The sequence below is a fragment of the Plantactinospora mayteni genome (assembly GCF_016862935.1).
GTDB classification, from domain to species: domain Bacteria; phylum Actinomycetota; class Actinomycetes; order Mycobacteriales; family Micromonosporaceae; genus Plantactinospora; species Plantactinospora mayteni.
Genome location: NZ_BONX01000023.1, coordinates 216336 through 234526 on the forward strand (window position 1 = coordinate 216336; position 18191 = coordinate 234526).

The following is an 18191-nucleotide window of genomic DNA, read 5'->3' on the forward strand; positions in this document are numbered from 1 at the left end:
ATGACCTACCCGAGGACCGACGAGGACGAACTGCGGCGCGTCGACGTACCGGCCGAGCTGGTGGCCCGGCTGCGGGTCGGCCGGCCGCCGGGCGGGGACGCGACCGTCGCCGCCGCGCTGGCCGCGGACCGGCTCGGCACCCAGCCCCGGTCGCTGACCTTCCTCGCCGAGGTGGTCCGGCGGGGTGGCACCGGTTTCGCCGGTACCCTGCCGGAGCCGCTGCCGACCCCGGAGCAGGCGGCGCTCGCCGCGACCTGGCTGGCCGCCGCGAACAGCGTCGAGGTGTCGGACCGTGGGCCCAATCACGACGAGACGGTGGCCCGCTGGCTGGAGAACGTGGCCCTGCTGGTGGCGGCCCGCCGCCGAGCCGGCGCAGCCGCCGCAGACTGAGGCGCCGGCGCGCTCACCAGACCCTCACCGCCGAAGCGCTCAGCAGACCCTCACCGCCGAAGCGCTCAGGAAACCGTCACCGTCGAGGCGCTCAGCAGACCGCCACCGCCGAAGCGCTCAGCAGACCGTCATCGCCGGGGCGCTCAGGAGACGGTCACCGTCCAGGTGACCGTCTCCGACGCCGCCCTGGCCGCCTCGTTCCCGCAGCCCTGGAAGCAGTTCGTCAGGGTGATCGCGACCTGTCCGGAACGCCGGGCGTCGAACAGGAAGTAGCGGTTGCCGCCGCCGCCCCCGGCCGCCGGCCCGAAAATCCGGTCCCTCAGGCTGTCGGAGATCAGCTCGTCCTCGACCAGCGTCACCAGGTTAGCCGGCTCGGCGGTGGCGCTCCAGTTGTCGCCGACCGAGGCGCCCCGGTCCGAGACCCGGACCGAGAAGCGGTCTCCCGACTCCACTGTGGCCGAAGTCGCCTGCCGGTCCAGGACGGTCCCGTACCGGGCGTTGCGCCGGATCGTCAGCCCGACGACCGTGGTCAGGCCGACCACCAGCACCAGGGCGAGGGCGGCGCCGACGAGCACGAGACGCTTAGGCGAGGCCACAGCGGACGACGATACCGGGCAGCCGCCACCGCCTGGGTACCCGCCGAACGGGGCCGCTCACCGGGCCAGCGCGGCGCGCAGGTAGCGCAGGTCCTCCGCCCCGCTCCACCGGTACGCCGACAGCCCGGCCACCCGGGCCCCCCGAACCGACCGGTCCGAGTCGTCGACGAAGAGCACCTGGGCCGGCGGGACGCCGACGGCCAGACAGGCCCGCTGGAAGTATTCCTTCGACGGCTTGGAGACGCCCAGCTCGGACGAGTTGACCACCACGTCCACCTCGTCGGTCAGCCCGAGCAGCGCCAGGTCGGCGTCGAGCAGGTCGGTGGCGTTGGTGGCCAGTCCGACCCGGATCCCGGCCGCCCGCACCTCGCGGACGAAGCCGAGTACCTCCGGGTCCACGGTGCCCCGGTCGGCCTGCCACTCCTGCACCGCCGCCCGGGCCCGGTCCGGCCCACCGGCCGGCTCGGCGAGCGCGTCGGCGATCCCGGCCAGCCAGTCGGCGTGACTGAGTTGCCCGGTGACCGCCGGTTGCAGCAGCGACGACTGCATCGCGGTGTCGTAGAGCGCGCCGGCCGGCAGCCCGTACCGGCGCTCGACGGCGGCGGTGCTCTCCGGGTCCCACCGCCGCAACACCCCGTCCAGATCCACCAGCAGGGCGGTCGGGCGTTCCCGCCGGGCCATTCAGTCCTCCTCGTTGCTGAGCCGTTGGCTGATCACCTGGGTCACGCCGCTGCGCATGGTCACGCCGTACAGGGCGTCGGCGACCTCCATCGTGCGCTTCTGGTGGGTGACGACGATGAGCTGGCTCTTCTCCCGCAACTGGGCCATCAGGGTGATCAGCCGGCCCAGGTTGACGTCGTCGAGCGCCGCCTCGACCTCGTCCATGATGTAGAACGGACTGGGTCGGGCCCGGAAGATCGCCACCAGCATCGCGACGGCGGTCAGCGACCGCTCGCCGCCGGAGAGCAGCGACAGCCGCTTGATCTTCTTGCCCGGCGGGCGGGCCTCGACCTCGACGCCGGTGGTGAGCAGGTCCTCCGGGTCGGTGAGCACCAACCGCCCCTCGCCGCCGGGGAAGAGCACGGTGAAGACCTGCTCGAACTCCCGGGCGGTGTCGTGGTAGGCGCTGGCGAAGACCTCCAGGATCCGGTCGTCCACGTCCTTGACCACGGTGAGCAGGTCCCGGCGGGTCGCCTTCAGGTCTTCGAGCTGCTCGGAGAGGAACTTGTAGCGCTCCTCCAGGGCGGCGAACTCCTCCAGGGCCAGCGGGTTGACCTTGCCGAGCAGGGCCAGTTCGCGTTCCGCCTTGGCGGCCCGCTTCTCCTGCACCGGCCGCTCGAACGGCACCGGTTCGGGGGCCGACCGGTCGTCCTTCTCGGCGGCGGCGATCTCGGCCTGGCTGGGCGGGACCGGCTGCTGCGGACCGTACTCGGAGATCAGCGTCTCCACGTCCAGCCCGAAGTCCTCGGCCGCCTTCGCCTCCAACTGCTCGATCCGCAGCCGCTGCTCGGCCCGGGCCACCTCGTCCCGGTGTACCGCGCTGGTCAGCCGCTCCAGGTCGGCGCCGAGCCGCTTGGCCGCGCCGCGTACCTCCTGGAGTTCGGCCTCCCGGGCGGACCGGGCCGCCGCGACGGCGTCCCGGGTCTGCTCGGCTGCGGCCAGTGACACCGCGAGCCTGGTCAGCGCCTCCCGGGCGCCGAACTCGACGGCCCGGGCGATACCGGCGCCCCGGGCCCGGGCGGCCCGCCGGGCGGCGGCCCGCTCCCGGGCGGCCCGCTCGGCGGCGGCCTGCCGGGCCAGCGAGTCGGCGCGGCCGGCGATCGAGGCGACCCGCTCCTCGGCGGTACGCACCGCGAGCCGGACCTCCATCTCGTTCTGCCGCGCCTGCGGCAGGTACGCGGCCAACTCGTCCCGCTCCTCGGTGGACGGGTCGGCGTCGATCGGGGTCGCCTCGGCCAGGCTGAGCCGCTCCTCCAGTTCGGCCAGGCCGGCGAGATCGTGCTCCCGGGCCTGCTCGGCGCGGCCCCGCGACTCGGCCAGCCGGTCCATCTCGGCCTTGGCCGACCGGGCGGCGGCGCCCAGCTCGGCGAGCCGGCGGGCGGCGGCGTTGCGCTGCCCCTCCGCGTCCCGCTTCACGGCTGCGGCGGCGGCCACCTCCTGCTTGCGCTCGGCCACCTCCTCGCGGGCCTCGCCGAGCTGTTCGCGCAGCTCGGCGATGGTCTGCTCGGCGGCGACCCGGTTGGTCCGGGCCTCCTCGACGGCGGCCTGCACCTCCAGGAAGCTCGGTGCCTTGGCCGAGCCGCCGGCCGCCGCGTAGCCGCCGACCACGTCACCGTCGGCGGTCACCGCACGCAGCTCGGGGTTGCCGGCCACCAGCTTGGTCGCGGCCTCCAGCGTGTCGACGAGTACGACGTCGCGGAGCGCCCGGTGCACCGCCGGGCGTACCTCGTCGGGGCAGCCGACCAGGTCCGGCGCCCAGCGCGCCCCGGCCGGCAGGGCGGGGCGGAGTGCGTCCGGCGAGCCGATCATGCCCGGTCCGGCGTGGCCGCCGACCAGCAGCTCGGCCCGGCCGGCGTCCTGGATCTTCAGCCACCGCATCGCCTCGGCCGCCTCGTCCACCCCGGCCACCGCCACGGCGTCGGCCAGCGAGCCGAGCGCGGCGGCCAGCGCCGCCTCGTGCCCGGGCGCGACGGTCAGCATCCCGGCCAGGCTGCCCAGCAGTCCCGGTACCTGGTCGGCGCGGGCCAGCAGCGCCCCGGCGCCGTCCTTGCGGCGCAGCCCCATCGCCAGCGCCTCTTCCCGGGCCTTCCAGGTCGCCGCGTCCTTCTCCGCCGCCCGTTCGGCATCGGAGAGGGTACGCACCCGCGCCGCCGCCTCCTCCTGCGCGGCGACCGCCTCGGCGTGCCGGGCGTCCAGCTCGGCGTTGTCCCGATCCGCCTCCGAGGACTGCTCGGCGACGGCGTCCAGCTCGTTCTGACTCTGCTCCGCCCGCACCTGCGCGTCGGCGTGCGCGGCGGCGAGCCGTTCGATCTCCTCGGCCGCCGACCCGGTACGCGCCCGCGCCGAGTTGACCTGCCCGGTCAGCTTCGCCAGCCCCTCGCGCCGGTCGGCAATCGCCTTCGCGGCCGCCACCAGCGCGCGTTCGGCCTCGGCGAGCTGCCGTTCGAGCTGCTGGCGGCTCTCCACCGCCTCGGCCAGCCGGATCTGGTCCTCGGTGAGCGCGGCGCGCAGCTCCTCCTCGTGCGCCCGCACCTCCTCGGCCTCGGCTTCCAACCGCTCGGGGTCCCGTCCCGGCCGCTCGTCGTCCGGCGTGGTACTCAGGTGCCGCAGCCGCTCCCGCGCGAGTTGCTCTGTCGAGCGGAACCGCTCGGTGAGCGCGGAGAGCCGATACCAGGTGTCCTGGGCCCGGGCCAGCAGCGGGGCGTCCTCGGCGAGCGCCTCCTCCAACTCGGCGAGCCGGGACTGCACCTCGGCGTGTTCCGCCTCGACCTGCTCGCGGCGCTGCCGCAGGGCCGCCTCGTCGGCGATCTCCTTGTCCAGCGTCGAGCGGAGCGTGGCCAGGTCGTCGGCGAGCAGCCGCAGCCGGGCGTCCCGCAGGTCGGCCTGGATCCCCTGGGCCCGTCGGGCCACCTCGGCCTGCCGGCCCAGCGGCTTGAGCTGGCGGCGCAGCTCGGCGGTCAGATCGGTCAGCCGGTTCAGGTTGACCTGCATCGCGTCGAGCTTGCGCAGCGCCTTCTCCTTGCGCTTGCGATGCTTGAGTACCCCCGCCGCCTCCTCGATGAAGGCCCGCCGGTCCTCCGGCTTCGCGTGCAGTACGGCGTCGAGCTGGCCCTGCCCGACGATCACGTGCATCTCCCGGCCGATGCCGGAGTCGGAGAGGAGTTCCTGGATGTCGAGGAGCCGGCAGGAGTCGCCGTTGATCTCGTATTCGCTCTCGCCGGACCGGAACATCCGGCGGGTGATCGACACCTCGGTGTAGTCGATCGGCAGCGCGCCGTCGGTGTTGTCGATCGTCAGGGTGACCTCGGCCCGACCCAGCGGTGCCCGGCCGGCGGTACCGGCGAAGATCACGTCCTCCATCTTGCCGCCACGCAGCGCCTTCGCGCTGTGCTCGCCGAGTACCCAGGCGATCGCGTCGACGACGTTCGACTTGCCCGAGCCGTTGGGACCCACCACGCAGGTGATCCCCGGCTCCAGCTTGAAGGTCGTGCTGGAGGCGAAGGACTTGAAGCCCTTCACCGTCAGGCTCTTGAGATACACGTTCCCGATCCTCGTCCGGCGCGACCGCCGGGCAGACTCGACGCTTCCCGGTCCGTCCCGCTCCCGGTCCGGTACCGCCCCGACCGCTCGTCAGCCGCTCGGCCGCGCCCGAACTCGGCGGAGATTGTGCCCCCGGCGGCGGGAGCCTGGTCAACCCGCAGGGTAACCCGGGGGCGGTCGTCCTGCTCGACGCGGCACGCAGCGACCAGCGTATCCGGTGCTCCGAAGCCCGGGTAGGACACGACCGGCCGCCGTACTCCCACCGGGCGCCGTACTCCCACCGGGCGGGGACGGGACCGGCGGGAGGCGTACCCGGGGAACGGGCGTACCCGGGGAACGGGCGTACCCGGGGAAACAGAACTGCGCGCCGCCACAGATGTGTCGGCGCGCTTTTTCTGGTGCGATTCAGTTGTCAGGCGGGGCGCCGGTTGCCCGACGCCCGGAGCTCAGGTCAGCGCGGGCTCGGCCAGCCGCAGCAGATCGTCTGCCTCGGCAGCCGCCGCCGCGAGCCGATCGTTCTCGGCACGCAACCGCGTCGTCTCGAACTCCAGTGCCTGAACCCTGGCACGCAGTCGGGTGACCTCGTCGAGGAGGCGCCGGTCAGGCGCCGCACCAACGTGGCCGTAGAGGGCCTTCGCCATATCGTCTCCTTGTAATGCGCTGCCGGAAAGCCGGCCAACGCGCGCCCAACTCGTACGCGACTACCCGCCCGCAGGCAAACGCGGGCATGGTCGGGCGCGACTGGCGACACTTACATAGTGTGCCGATGTCCCGGCTGAGTCAAGTTTCACCGGGGCACAGGCCACCTGTGCCGTCAACCACTCGCTGACCGAGGGCTTGCCGCGCAGGCACGAACCAAGGCACTGTCCGGACGACGGAAGTCTATCCCCCATCGATGTCCGGATCGACGTCACCCCTGGCCAGCAGCACAATCCCGCCGGCGGGTCCCCCCTTATATCTTCCTTAGCCACGTTGCCCCCGGCTGGTGGGCCCGCGTAGCGTCCGCACGGTCAGCGACCAGGCAAAACCGGGATCCGGAAGCAACGGAGGCGCAGCGTGCAGGGGTGGAGCGAGCAGACCGAGTGGGAGGACGGCGGCGACAGCCTTCCCGACAACGGTGCTGCCTACCCGGCCGCCCGCGCCGGTCATCCGGATGATCCCTCCCGTCCCGGCGGGCACCCCGGCTGGCCCGACGCGCCGGACAACCCGCACGGCGACGGCCGCTGGCCCGACGAGCGGGCCGACCAGCACGGCGATGCCCGCTGGGCCGACGAGCCGGCTCGGGTCCCGGGTCCCGACGAGGAGGGCTGGGTGGACGAGGTCGCCGAGCGCTGGCGACGGGCCGGGCTCGACCGGGTGGACGAGCCGACCGAGCGGCGGGAGCATGCCGCGGCCCGCTGGGCGGACGAGCCCGCGGACCTCGGCGCGTTCGAGCTGGGCCGGGACGCCGACGGCGGCTCGGGTCGTCGGGTACCCTCCGGCGACCGCCAGCTCGACGGCGCACGTGCCGACCGGGGCGGCTCCGGCCGGCACCGTCGACCGACCAGGTTGCGTGGCCCGGTCGGCCTGGGTGTCGCGGTGACCGCGCTGCTCGGCGTCTTCGGCGTCGGTGCGGCCCTGCTGCCGCCGAGCCTCGCCGGCTCGCCGGCCGGCAACCGCGAGGGCCAGCCGGCGGTCGAGGCGGCCGGCCCGGAGGAGTCCACGGATCTGGCGACCCCGGAGCCGACCGGGACCGCCGAGCCGACCGCCACCCCGACGCCGACCGCGACCGCCACCCGGCCGGCCGCCAAGCCCAAGGTCACCACCACCGCGCCGAAGCCGCCCCGGACGACCAGCCCGGCCGCGCCGCGTACGCCGGCCCGGTCGGGGTCCGGGGCGGGCGAGACGGGAAGCAGCCAGGAGGCGCAGGTACTCGCGATCGTCAACCGGGAGCGTGCCGCCAACGGCTGCGGTGCGGTGGTGGTGAACGCCGACCTGGCCAAGGCGGCCCGGCTGCACAGCCAGGACCAGGGCGAGCACACCAACATGTCGCACACCGGCAGCGACGGCAGCGACTTCGTGGAACGTGCCCGGCGGGCCGGTTACGACCGGCCGATCGGTGAGAACGTCGCCATGGGCTACGAGAACGCCGCCGCCGTGATGGACGGCTGGATGAACAGCTCCGGACACCGGGCCAACATCCTCAACTGCGACGCCAAGGCGATGGGGGTCGGGGTGGCCACCGGGGCCGACGGCCGGCTCTACTGGACCCAGATGTTCGGCGCGGTCGCCTGACCTGCTCTGACGCCATTGGCTGTGCTGCGGCTCCGGCGGCACCTCCCCGGCCGCCGTGCCCCTCGTACCGGCTGGCTCGTTGGCCGGTACGAGGGGGTGCGCGGCCGTGCTTAGCGCTGCTGGCTGAGGTGTCCGGGGTACGCCGGGCCGCCGGACTGGTCCTCGCGGTCGCGCTGCTGCTGCCGGCCCAGGGGTGTCGCCTCCTGCCGGACCGGTCCACTCCGGTGCCACCGTGGCCGGGTGGCTCGACGCCGAGCTGGCAGTGGCAGGTCAGCGGTCAGCTCGATCCCACCGTCGACGCCCAGGTGTACGTACTCGACGGCTTCCGGACGTCGCTGGAGACCGCCCGACGGCTGCGGGCGGACGGGCGACGGCTGGTCTGCCACGTCGAGGTCGGGATCCACCAGGAGTCCCGGCAGGACGCGGGACGGTTTCCGGCAGTCGTACTCGGTGCGCCGGCCCGGGTGCCGGGTCAACCGTCGGGTACGCCGCGCGGCCGGTGGCTGGACATCCGGCAGTGGTCGGTCCTCGAACCGATAATCGCCGACCGGTTCCGGCTCTGCCGGGGCAAGGGGTTCGTCGCCGTACTGCCGGTCGGGATGGACGGCTACCAGCAGCGGTCGGGCTTTCCGCTGACCTTCGACGACCAGCTCACCTTCAACCGGCGCGTCGCCGAGTTGGCCCGGCAGGCACACCTCGCCCCGGGCCTCGCCAACGACATCGACCAGGTACTGGCGCTGGAGCCGTACTTCGACTTCGCGGTCAACGAGGAGTGCGTCCGGCGTACCGAGTGTGCCCGGCTGGTGCCGTTCACCCAGGCGGGGAAGCCGGTGTTCCACGTCGAGTACCAGGGGTCGACCGCCGAATTCTGCACCACCTCGGTCGGCTACGGCCTCACCTCGATCCGCAAGGACCGCGACCTCGGGGTACGCCGGGACGTCTGCCCGCCCTGACCGAGCCGGTCACCACGTCGAGCCGGACGGGCGCGTCAGCGGGTCGGCCGCGCCGCCGTTCGGGGGCGGGGCTGGCAGCGGGGGCAGCTGAACGACGACCGGTTCATGAACGCCTCGCGGCGGATCGGCGTACCGCAGCGGCGGCAGGGCAGGCCCTCCCGGCCGTACACGTTCAGTTCGCGGTCGAAGTAGCCGCTCTCGCCGTTGACGTTGACGTAGAGCGCGTCGAAGCTGGTGCCGCCCTCTTTGATCGCCTCGCCGAGCACGTCCCGGACGTGGCCGAGCAGTCGGGTGATCGCCGGACCGGTGAGTGCCTCCGTCGGTCGGGCGCCGTGCAGCCGGGCCCGCCACAGCGCCTCGTCGGCGTAGATGTTGCCGACCCCGGAGATCAGGGTCTGGTCGAGCAGCGCCCGCTTCACCTCGGTACGCCGCCGCCGGGTCGCGGCCACGAAGTCGGTGTCGGAGAAGTCCGGATCCATCGGGTCCCGGGCGATGTGCGCGATCTCGGCCGGCAGGGTCGCGCCGCCCTCGGAGACCGCCAGGCCGCCGAAGGTGCGCTGGTCGACGAAGCGCAGGTCGGTGCCGCCGTCGTCGAAGGTGAACCGGATCCGCAGGTGGGTCTCGTCGGCCGCCTCGGTCGGCCGGACCAGCAACTGCCCGGACATCCCGAGGTGTCCGACGATCGCGTCACCGCTGTCCAGCGGCAGCCACAGGTATTTGCCGCGCCGCCGGGCGTCCAGGATCGTCCGTCCGGCGAGCACCGCGGCGAAGTGCTCGGCGCCGGGCAGGTACCGGCGTACGGCGCGCGGATGGCGTACCTCGACGGTCGCGATCCGCCGACTCGTCACCCAGCGGGACAGCCCCTCCCGGACCGTCTCCACCTCTGGCAGCTCAGGCATGCGGCACCTTCGTTCAGTTCGGCACGGCGTCGGCGGCCGTACCCGGATTGCGGTGGTCGGCGTCGGCCGGCCCGCCGGAGGCCGCGACGACCGGCCGGCCCGGGTCGGTCTCGACGACGGGGCCGACGCCGTCGGGTGCCGCCTCGACGGCCGCCTCAACGGGCTGGTCGACGTGCTGGTCACCGGGCTGGTCGACGGCGACGGTCTCGTTCTGCTGCTCGGAGAGGGTCCGCCAGGCGGCCTCGGCGGCCCGCTGCTCGGCCTCCTTCTTGCTGCGGCCGTCGGCACCGCCGTACTTCCGGCCGGCCACCACCACCCAGGCGGTGAAGGTCTTGGCGTGGTCGGGCCCGGCCTCGTCGATCCGGTACTCCGGGACGCCCAGCCCGAGCGCGGCGGTCAGCTCCTGGAGGCTGGTCTTCCAGTCCAGCGCGGCCCCCCGACCGGCCGACTCCGCCATCAGCGGGTCGAAGAGCCGGTGGATGACGATGGCGACGGTGTCCAGGCCGTACTGGAGGTAGATCGCGCCGAGCAGCGCCTCCAGGGTGTCGGCGAGGATGCTCGCCTTGTCCCGCCCGCCGGTACTCTCCTCACCCTTGCCCAGCAGCAGGTAGGGTCCGAGCCCGGCCGGGCCGAGCCGCCGGGCGACGTCGGCCAGCGCCCGCATGTTGACCACGCTGGCCCGCAGCTTCGCCAACTGTCCCTCGGGCAGGTCCGGATGGTTGTGGAAGAGCGCCGTGGTGATCACCACTCCCAGTACCGAGTCGCCGAGGAACTCCAGCCGCTCGTTGGTCGGCAGGCCACCGTTCTCGTACGCGAAGGACCGGTGGGTGAGGGCCCGCTCCAGCAGTTCCGGGTCGAGGGCGATCCCGAACGCCGCCTCCAGGTGCGTGATCGGCGGTCGCCGCCGCTTGTCCTTGGTCATGCCGTCTCCTCGCTTCGCCCGCCGCCGCCCCGACCAGGGCGACTCGGCTGGCTGATTCGCTCGTTGCGCTCGCGCCCGGGGAGGGTGGTGAGCCGCTGTCCGCTCATGCCGTCTCCCCCGCCCCAGGGTGGACGTGCCGGGCCCTGAGCAGGCTGATTCGCTCGCTCATGCCGGCACCTCGGTGTCGGTGGTCCGACCGGTCGTGGTGGGCTCGGCGAGCAGCGCGGACACCGCCGGGATGGTCCGGCGGCGGTGCAGGTGTGCGGCGAGCGCGATGCCCGACGCGACGTCGTCGTCCCCGGCCGCACCGTGGCAGACCACCACGGCACCGGCCACCCCCAGCAGGGTGGCGGCCCGGGGCGGACCACCGCTGGCGGGCGGGCCGCCGGCCATCGCATACGCGCCCTCGATCCCCTTGAGCAGGACGTTTCCGGTGAACCCGTCGGTGACGACGACGTCGGCTCGGTTGCCCAACGCCACGTCGTACCCCTCGACCAGGCCCACGTAGCGGGCACCGGCCGGCAGCGCCTGCTCGGCCAGGACCGGGTCGGCGGCTCGGCGGATCCGGTCGCCCTTGCCCGGTTCGGTACCGATCGACAGCAGCCCGACCCGGGGCTCCGGCACCCCGTGGGTGACCGCCGCATATGCCGCACCGAGTACGGCGTGCCGGGCCAGGGTGGCCGGCCGGGCCTCCAGGGAGCCGCCGACGTCGAGCAGCACGACCGGGCCGTCCAGCGCGGGCAGGGTGGCGACCAGCGCGGGCCGGCGTACGCCGGGCCAGCGGCCGAAGCCGAGTACGGCGGCGGTGACGGTCGCGCCGGTCGCGCCGGCCGAGACCACCGCGTCGGCCGTACCGTCGAGCACCGCCGCCACCGCGGCCTGGATGGTGTTCTCGGAGCGGACGATCGCGGCGGGATCCCCGTTCGTCGCGACGACGTCGCGGACCGGCAGCACCGCGATCCGGTCGCGGTCGGCCGGGCCGAGCACGGCGATCAGCTCGTCGGCCACCTCGGCGGGGCCGACGAGCAGTAGGCGCAGGTCGGGATCAGCGCGGAACGCCCGCAGAGCGCCGTCAACCACGACGGCGGGAGCTTCGTCCCCGCCGAGGAGGTCGACGGCGATCCGCACGGTGCCCGGCTCCACGGGAACGCCGGCCGTCCAGGGTCGGTCGGCGTCGGCGGGAGCCGGTGCACCGGGCAGTCGCCAGGGCGGGTGCGCCGTCCGACCGGAGGTCGGTGGCGTCACTCGGTCTCCAGGAGGTCAGACCTCGATGACCTGGCGGCCGTTGTAGGTGCCGCAGACGCCGCAGGCCGCGTGCGGCAGCTTCGGCGACTTGCACTGCGGGCAGGCGACGGTCGCGACCGCGGTGGTCTTCCAGTTCGCCCGGCGGGACCGGGTGTTGCTGCGCGACATCTTGCGCTTGGGGACGGCCACGGTTCTTCCTACTCCTCTTGACGGGTCAGTTGCGACAGGCCCGCCCAGCGCGGGTCGACCTGCTGGTGGCTGTGCTCAGCCGGCAGCTCGTCCCAATGCACCCCGCACTCGGGGCACAGTCCTGGGCAGTCCTCCCGGCACACCGGGTTGGTCGGCAGTGCGAGCACCACCGCGTCCCGTAGCGCCGGTTCCAGGTCGATCAGGTCGCCCTGCATCCGGCCCACCTCGTCCTCGTCGGTCGTCTCGTCCGTGGTGCTGTGCGCGTAGGCGTACAGCTCCTGGATCGGGACGACCAGCGAGTCCGTGATCGGGCACAGGCAACGGCCGCACTCGCCCTGGATCGGACCGGTGACGGTCCCCGAGACGAGTACGCCCTCGGACACCGACTCGAGCCTCAGGTCGAGGTTCAGGTCCGCGCCCTCCGGCACGCCGATCAGCTCCACGCCGAGGTCCGCCGGTGCCGCCACCGTCCGACTGACCGTACGCAACACTCCAGGTCGGCGCGGCAGTTCCCTCGTGTCGAGGACCAGCGGCGACCTGGGGTTGAGATGGGTCGGCAGATGTTTGGGCATAGTCAGACTCCGGCCTGTGCGAGGCCGACGAAACAGGTTACCTGAGCAGCGGGCTTAGCGTCGAACCGGGGCGAGCTGGCCGGGCCTGGAAGGGTGCGTCCGCCCCGCCCGCCGATCCGGACAGTACGGGTCAGAACGGCAGCGGGCGCTCGTTCTCCTCCCCGCCGAACGTGCCGATCTCCCGCAGCGCGTGCATCTTGTCCCGCCCGCGCTCGATGGAGGCGAGTGCCCGGGTCAGGAACTGCTCGAAGTTGGCCAGCGCGGTGTCGACGTAGTCGTCGACCTCCTCGCGGAGCCGCTGGGCCTCGGCCCGGGCCTCCGCGATGATCCGGGCGCCCTCGTGCTCGGCGGAGACGGTGATCTCGTTGACCGAGACCAGCCGGGCATGCTCCGCCTCGCCCTCGCTGATGATCCGGTCCGCCTCACGCTTGCCGGCGTCCATGATCTTGTCGCGCTCTTCGAGCAGCGCCGCCGCCCGGCGCAGTTCGACAGGCAGCTCGACGCGCAGTTCCTCGAGGGCGCCGATCATCTCGGCACGGTCGACCATGGCGTTGTTGCGGGACATCGGGACGGACCGCGCCGTCTCCACAATGCCGATGATCTCGTCTATGCGATCGAGCGGGTCCACCGGTACCTCACTCCCGTCGTTGCTTCGGTCGACATACATGATGGGCCGTCGGACCGGGTTGCTGCTCAACCAATGATGCGGTGCGGCCCGTACCCGGTCGGTGATCGCCCCGGGGACGGCGCGTCGCCAAGGCCCCGACCAGGACGGGAACGCCCGGACGTCGCCATCGCCGCCGCCGTCGCCTCGCCGCCGATCCGCCGCCACCGTCGCCTCGCCGTCGGCGGCCGGTCGGTGCCGGCGGATCGGCGTCGGTGCCGGCCAGCGGATCACCTTGTTGCCGGCCGGCGGATCAGGGTTGGTGCCGGCCGGCGCGCGGACGGAAGGGCTGTGGCCCGGAGGTGCCGGTCGGTCAGGAGCCCGGGCCGAGCAGCCGCTCCCGCAGCCGCTCGCGGACCACGTCCGGTACGTGCGGCGAGACGTCGCCGCCCCACTTCGCCACGTCCTTGACCAGGCTCGACGAGAGGAACGAGTGCAGCGGGCTGGTGGGCATGAAGAGGGTCTCGACGCCGGCCAGCCCGATGTTCATCTGGGCCATCTGCAACTCGTAGTCGAAGTCGCTGACCGCGCGCAGCCCGCGTACCACGACGCCAGCCTGCTGGGCCCGGCAGAAGTCGACCAACAGACCCTGGAACGACTCCACCCGGACATTGCCGTAGGAGCCGGTCACCTCGCGAAGCATGTCGATCCGCTCGTCGACGGTGAACAGCCCGCGCTTGGACTCGTTGATCAACACGCCGACGATCACCTCGTCGAAGAGCCGGCTCGCCCGGCCGATGATGTCGAGGTGACCGTTGGTGACCGGATCGAAGGAGCCGGGACAGACCGCACGTCTCACGATCGGCGACCGTACCAAAGAGTGGTCTCGCCGTAACGGCGACTGCGCTGGGCAGTGATCCCTTGCACCCAGTCGAGCTCCCCGGTCCGGCTGGACCGCTCGATCACCAGCAGGGCGTCCGGGGCCAGCCAGCCTTGGTCGCGCAGCGCGGCCTGCACCGCCACCAGCTCCGAATCCGGTACGGCGTACGGCGGGTCGGCGAAGACGACGTCGTAGGGGCCGCCCTCGGGCGGGGTGCCGAGCACCTGGGCGACCTTGCCGGTGACCAGCCGAGCGCTGCCGGCGACCGGGCTGGCCGGAGTCGAGCGCAGCGCGGCGAGGTTCTCCCGGATGGTGCGGGCGGCCCGGGGATCGAACTCGACCAGCAGCACCTGGGCGGCGCCCCGGGACAGCGCCTCCAGGCCCACCGCGCCGGAGCCGGCGTAGAGGTCGGCGAAGCGCGCGCCGACCAGCTCCGTACTCGCCTCGATCGCACTGAACAACGCCTCGCGTACCCGGTCGCTGGTCGGCCGGGTACGCCCGCCGGGCGGAGCGGCGATCCGGCGCCCGCCGAGTACGCCCGCCACGATCCGGGTCATCCTGACGCCTCCCGCGTGGACGTCTCCGGCATCGACGTCTCCTGCGTGGACGTCTCCTGCATGACAGCGACGCTACGCGACGCGTCGGTGATGCCGGTTCGCCCCGGGTGGCAACACGCTTCCGATGAACGGCAACAGACAAACAGGCACGGTGCGTACACCGAGGGAAATAGGTTCACTACCGCCCGTCTATCAATCATCTCGAATTGACAACATCATCGTTAGAGGACCCTGAAGGCTGTTTCTGTACCACGTCGATCGCTAAGGTCGTGCGCTGTGCCGGCTGCCGCTTGCCGGCCTACGACGTCGAAGAGGCGGTACTCGCAGGGTCGAGCGCCACCCCATGGCGCCCCCGCTCGCCTCCCACCCGCGTCGTACCATGACGCCCTCATCTCTCAGGAGTACGCGTGATCCGTCCTAAGCTGTCGCTCCGGCGTTCGGCTGCTGTTCTTGGGGCCGCGTTCCTCGGCCTCGGCGCCGCAGTCGCGATTGCCGCCCCGGCCAGCGCCCACCACCCCGAGATCTACGGCAGCTTCTGCAAGGTCCAGGGGAGCAACAACTACGAGTTCCAGTGGACGGTCGGCAACAGCGAGAACATCAAGGCTGAGGTCATCCGGGTCGAGCCCGGTGCGGTCGGCGAGATCCAGGTCGGCGCCGAGATGAACCCGAAGGGCGGCGCGCCGCTCACGGGCACCGAGACCCGTACGGCTCCGTCGAAGGGCCAGCTCGACAAGAGCCTGCTCGTCGAGGCCAAGTGGAAGCGCCCGGACCGTGTGGTCAAGGAGTTCCGCAAGGTCGAGGCCAAGGACAAGGGCAAGTGCGCCACCCCGCCCACCACTCCGCCGACCACCCCGGAGCCGACCCCGCCGGTCACCCCGACCCCGGAGCCGACCCCGCCGGCCACGCCGACCCCGGAGCCGACCCCGCCGGCCACCCCGACCCCGGAGCCGACCCCGTCGACCACGCCGGAGCCGGTCGAGCCGGTGGGCACCTACGAGTCCACCTGTGACGAGCTGATCATCACGCTCGAGAACACCACGGACGCGGAGATCAGCGTCGTCCTCACCCCCAACGAGGGCGAGGCCAAGACCCTGACGGTCGCGCCGGGCAAGACCGGCAGCGTCTCGTTCCCGGCCAAGGAGGGCCTGACCGTCACCCCCAGTGGTGAGGGCCTGGAGGGCGAGCCGATCGGGTACGAGCAGCCCGAGGAGTGCGGTGGCGGCGGCGGTGGCGACCTGCCGCTGACCGGTGCCGCTGCCGGTGGCATCGCGGGCGGCGCGGTGCTGCTGCTCGCCGCCGGTGTGGTGCTCTACATCGTGGCCCGCCGCCGTCGGGTGACCTTCACCGCCTGATCGGTAGCGACCGCACCAACTGAACCAACCGCCTGAGGGCGCGTCGACCGGAAACGGTCGGCGCGCCCTCAGCACTTTCCGGCGTACGCCGCCGTCCTGTAATGCCCGCACCGTGATGCCGGTGTGAGGAGCGGCGGACCGTCAGCCCTTCTCCAGGTATTCGGCGCGTTCCTCGTCGACCAGGGCGGCTACCGAGGCTGCCAGCGCCGGATGCCGGTCCAGTTCCGGATCCTCCTCGACCAGGGCAACCGCCTCGACCCGGGCGTCCCGGATCAGTTCGCTGTCACGCAGCAGCGAGAGCAGCCGCAGGTGCGAGCGTCGCCCGGACTGGGTCGCCCCGAGTACGTCCCCCTCGCGCCGCTGCTCCAGGTCGAGTTCGGCCAGCCGGAAACCGTCCGTGGTGGAGGCGACCGCGTCGAGCCGCTCGCGGGCCGGCGTCTCCTCCACGGCCTCGGTGACCAGCAGGCAGAGCCCGGCGGCCGAACCCCGGCCGACCCGACCCCGCAACTGGTGCAGTTGGGAGACGCCGAACCGGTCCGCGTCGAGCACGATCATCACCGTCGCGTTCGGCACGTCGACGCCGACCTCGATCACCGTGGTCGCCACCAGCACGTCCAGTTCGCCGGCCGCGAAGGTCCGCATCACCGAGTCCTTCTCGTCGGCCGGCAGTCGGCCGTGCAGTACGCCGATCCGCAGCCCGTGCAGCGGGCCGTCGGCGAGCAGCGGTGCCACCTCGGCCACGGCCAGTGGGGGACGTCGACCGTCCTCGCCGATCGCGCCGACCTCCTCGGCGGTCGCCGACTGGTCACCGATGCGCGGGCAGACCACGTACGCCTGGTGGCCGGCGGCGACCTCCTCGCGGAGCCGGCGCCAGGCCCGGTCCAGGTACGCCGGCTTCTCCGCCGCCGGTACGACGTGCGAGGCGATCGGCGACCGCCCGCGCGGCAACTGGGAGAGGGTGGAGATCTCCAGGTCCCCGTAGACGGTCATCGCCACGGTGCGCGGGATCGGGGTCGCGGTCATCACCAGCACGTGCGGCGGCTGCTCGGCCTTTGCCCGCAGCGCGTCCCGCTGCTCGACCCCGAACCGGTGCTGCTCGTCCACCACCACCAGCCCCAGGTCGGCGAAGTCGACGCCCTCGTAGAGCAGCGCATGTGTGCCGACCACGATCCCGGCCTCCCCGGCCGCGACGGTCTCCAGGGCCCGCCGTCGGGCCGCCGCGCCGAGCGAGCCGGTGACCAGGGCCAGCCGGGTACCGTCCGGGTCGCCGTCCAGCTCGCCGGCCCGGCCGAGCGGGCCGAGCAGGTCGAGCATGCCCCGGTAGTGCTGTGCGGCGAGTACCTCGGTCGGGGCCAGCAGTGCGGCCTGGCCGCCCGCGTCGACCACCTGGAGCATCGCGCGCAGTGCGCAGACCGTCTTGCCGGAACCGACCTCACCCTGGAGCAGCCGGTGCATCGGATGCGCGGTACCCAGATCCGCCGCGACCTCCTCGCCGACGGCGCGCTGCCCGGCGGTCAGCTCGTACGGCAGCCGCGCGTCGAACGCGGTCAGCAGGCCGTCCTCGCGGCGCGGCCGGGGCTGCGCCGGCCAGGCGGATGCCCGGTGCTTGCGCTGCACCAGGGTCAGTTGCAGGGCGAACGCCTCGTCCCACTTCAACCGGTGCCGGGCCCGGTACAGCTCCTCCTTGCTCGCCGGCCGGTGGATCTCGCGCAGCGCGGTGGCCAGCCCGACCAGGTTGCGGGTGGCCCGCAGCGTCGCCGGCAGCGGGTCCTCCGGCGGGGTGACAGTGTCCACTACCACCCGGACGCACCGGGCGATCACCCAGGTCGGCACCGCCGCCGCGGCCGGATAGACCGGGATCAGCGCTCCGGCGAACTCCTCGATCTCCTCGCTCGCCTCGCCACCGCCGCTGCCGGGCTCACCGTCGCCGCTGCCGTCGCCGAGCAGGACGTACTCCGGGCCGTTGAGCTGCCGCTTGCCCCGGAACTCGGTGACCTTGCCGGCGAACATGCCCCAGCGACCGGGCTTGAGGTCCCGCTCCCGCCACGCCTGGTTGCCGAAGAAGGTGAGCGTCAGTACGCCGCCGGACCCGTCCCCGACGGTCACCTCCAGCAGGTTTCCCCGGCGCTGCCGCATCGGCCGGACCGCCGTACGCTGCACCTGGCCGAGTACCGTCACCTGCTCTCCGACCTCCAGGGAGCGGATGTCGGTGTGCTCGCCCCGCTCGTCGTAGCGGCGCGGGAAGTGGTAGAGCAGGTCACCGGCGGTGTGCAGGTCGAGATGGCTGGCGAGCGCCTTCGCCGTCTTCTCGCCGACCAGCTTGCGCAGCGGCGTCTCCACGTCGGCCGAGGTCTGATCCGTCCCAGTCGAGGTCGATCCGTTGGCTGTCATCGGCCCCCCACGAGCGCTCTCATCCGGCCCTCCACCCGCACCGTCATCCGACTACTCCCCCGGCGCCCTCGGTCGGCTCCCCGGCGCCCCCGGTCGGTCTCCCCGGC

The 18191-nt window shown here is 73.0% G+C and carries 17 protein-coding genes; 4 read left to right on the forward strand and 13 right to left on the reverse strand.

All coding sequences use genetic code 11. From position 1 onward, the window contains the following. Positions 1 to 390, forward strand: a complete 390-nt coding sequence (locus Pma05_RS17145; protein ID WP_203858410.1) for a hypothetical protein — start codon at positions 1 to 3, stop codon at positions 388 to 390. A gap of 143 nt (positions 391 to 533) precedes the next feature. Here Pma05_RS17145 and Pma05_RS17150 read toward each other — a convergent pair whose 3' ends face one another. From Pma05_RS17150 to Pma05_RS17165, 4 genes are all read right to left on the reverse strand, one after another. Next, entirely contained in the window at positions 534 to 986 is a 453-nt protein-coding gene (locus tag Pma05_RS17150; protein WP_203858411.1) for a protease inhibitor I42 family protein, read from the reverse strand. Between the two features lie 57 nt (positions 987 to 1043). Next, positions 1044 to 1667: an HAD family hydrolase gene (locus tag Pma05_RS17155; RefSeq protein ID WP_203858412.1), complete on the reverse strand. Its 624-nt coding sequence runs from the start codon at positions 1665 to 1667 to the stop codon at positions 1044 to 1046. After that, entirely contained in the window at positions 1668 to 5246 is a 3579-nt protein-coding gene (smc, locus tag Pma05_RS17160; protein ID WP_203858413.1) for a chromosome segregation protein SMC, read from the reverse strand. 446 nt (positions 5247 to 5692) lie between these two features. Beyond that, positions 5693 to 5887 (reverse strand): hypothetical protein, encoded by a 195-nt coding sequence (locus Pma05_RS17165; RefSeq protein ID WP_203858414.1) that lies wholly within the window; start codon positions 5885 to 5887, stop codon positions 5693 to 5695. A 415-nt stretch (positions 5888 to 6302) separates the two neighbouring features. Here Pma05_RS17165 and Pma05_RS17170 point away from each other — a divergent pair, with 415 nt between their 5' ends. Continuing rightward, positions 6303 to 7520, forward strand: coding sequence for a CAP domain-containing protein (locus tag Pma05_RS17170; RefSeq protein WP_203858415.1), 1218 nt, complete (start codon positions 6303 to 6305; stop codon positions 7518 to 7520). A 128-nt stretch (positions 7521 to 7648) separates the two neighbouring features. Beyond that, on the forward strand, positions 7649 to 8473 hold the full coding sequence (locus Pma05_RS17175; protein ID WP_239312511.1) for an endo alpha-1,4 polygalactosaminidase: 825 nt from the start codon (positions 7649 to 7651) through the stop codon (positions 8471 to 8473). A gap of 35 nt (positions 8474 to 8508) precedes the next feature. Here the strand turns inward: Pma05_RS17175 and mutM are convergent, their stop codons facing one another. The 8 genes from mutM to rsmD form a co-directional block, all read right to left on the reverse strand. Further along, positions 8509 to 9372, reverse strand: coding sequence for a bifunctional DNA-formamidopyrimidine glycosylase/DNA-(apurinic or apyrimidinic site) lyase (gene mutM, locus Pma05_RS17180; RefSeq protein ID WP_203858416.1), 864 nt, complete (start codon positions 9370 to 9372; stop codon positions 8509 to 8511). A 13-nt stretch (positions 9373 to 9385) separates the two neighbouring features. After that, positions 9386 to 10294 carry a ribonuclease III gene (gene rnc, locus Pma05_RS17185; RefSeq protein WP_239312513.1) on the reverse strand — a complete coding sequence of 303 codons (909 nt, stop codon included), beginning with the start codon at positions 10292 to 10294 and terminating at the stop codon, positions 9386 to 9388. A gap of 165 nt (positions 10295 to 10459) precedes the next feature. Beyond that, a complete protein-coding gene (locus Pma05_RS17190; protein ID WP_203858715.1) occupies positions 10460 to 11437 on the reverse strand; it encodes a phosphate acyltransferase PlsX in 978 nt (325 codons plus the stop codon). Positions 11438 to 11554: 117 nt separating this feature from the next. Next, positions 11555 to 11728 carry a 50S ribosomal protein L32 gene (gene rpmF / locus Pma05_RS17195; protein WP_203858417.1) on the reverse strand — a complete coding sequence of 58 codons (174 nt, stop codon included), beginning with the start codon at positions 11726 to 11728 and terminating at the stop codon, positions 11555 to 11557. 8 nt (positions 11729 to 11736) lie between these two features. Beyond that, entirely contained in the window at positions 11737 to 12300 is a 564-nt protein-coding gene (locus Pma05_RS17200; RefSeq protein WP_203858418.1) for a YceD family protein, read from the reverse strand. Between the two features lie 130 nt (positions 12301 to 12430). Next, positions 12431 to 12928 carry an ATP synthase subunit B family protein gene (locus tag Pma05_RS17205; RefSeq protein ID WP_203858419.1) on the reverse strand — a complete coding sequence of 166 codons (498 nt, stop codon included), beginning with the start codon at positions 12926 to 12928 and terminating at the stop codon, positions 12431 to 12433. A gap of 349 nt (positions 12929 to 13277) precedes the next feature. Further along, a complete protein-coding gene (coaD, locus tag Pma05_RS17210; RefSeq protein ID WP_203858420.1) occupies positions 13278 to 13763 on the reverse strand; it encodes a pantetheine-phosphate adenylyltransferase in 486 nt (161 codons plus the stop codon). Then, positions 13760 to 14341: a 16S rRNA (guanine(966)-N(2))-methyltransferase RsmD gene (gene rsmD, locus Pma05_RS17215; protein ID WP_203858421.1), complete on the reverse strand. Its 582-nt coding sequence runs from the start codon at positions 14339 to 14341 to the stop codon at positions 13760 to 13762. Before rsmD ends, coaD begins: the two co-directional genes overlap by 4 nt. A gap of 407 nt (positions 14342 to 14748) precedes the next feature. On the opposite strand from rsmD, the gene Pma05_RS17220 reads away from it, so the two are divergent. Next, the gene (locus Pma05_RS17220) at positions 14749 to 15693 is read left to right on the forward strand and encodes a cell wall anchor protein (protein WP_203858422.1); all 945 of its coding nucleotides are present in this window, start codon (positions 14749 to 14751) and stop codon (positions 15691 to 15693) included. 141 nt (positions 15694 to 15834) lie between these two features. Here Pma05_RS17220 and recG read toward each other — a convergent pair whose 3' ends face one another. After that, positions 15835 to 18084 (reverse strand): ATP-dependent DNA helicase RecG, encoded by a 2250-nt coding sequence (gene recG / locus Pma05_RS17225; RefSeq protein ID WP_203858423.1) that lies wholly within the window; start codon positions 18082 to 18084, stop codon positions 15835 to 15837. Positions 18085 to 18191 lie beyond the last annotated feature (107 nt).

Bases quoted from the DNA above. Each gene is read 5' to 3' on its own strand.
- Pma05_RS17200 (WP_203858418.1), bottom strand. From the start codon at position 12,300: ATGCCCAAACATCTGCCGACCCATCTCAACCCCAGGTCGCCGCTGGTC.
- mutM (WP_203858416.1), bottom strand. From the start codon at position 9,372: ATGCCTGAGCTGCCAGAGGTGGAGACGGTCCGGGAGGGGCTGTCCCGC.
- rnc (WP_239312513.1), bottom strand. From the start codon at position 10,294: ATGACCAAGGACAAGCGGCGGCGACCGCCGATCACGCACCTGGAGGCG.
- Pma05_RS17145 (WP_203858410.1), top strand. From the start codon at position 1: ATGACCTACCCGAGGACCGACGAGGACGAACTGCGGCGCGTCGACGTA.
- rsmD (WP_203858421.1), bottom strand. From the start codon at position 14,341: ATGACCCGGATCGTGGCGGGCGTACTCGGCGGGCGCCGGATCGCCGCT.
- Pma05_RS17155 (WP_203858412.1), bottom strand. From the start codon at position 1,667: ATGGCCCGGCGGGAACGCCCGACCGCCCTGCTGGTGGATCTGGACGGG.
- recG (WP_203858423.1), bottom strand. From the start codon at position 18,084: ATGACAGCCAACGGATCGACCTCGACTGGGACGGATCAGACCTCGGCC.
- Pma05_RS17165 (WP_203858414.1), bottom strand. From the start codon at position 5,887: ATGGCGAAGGCCCTCTACGGCCACGTTGGTGCGGCGCCTGACCGGCGC.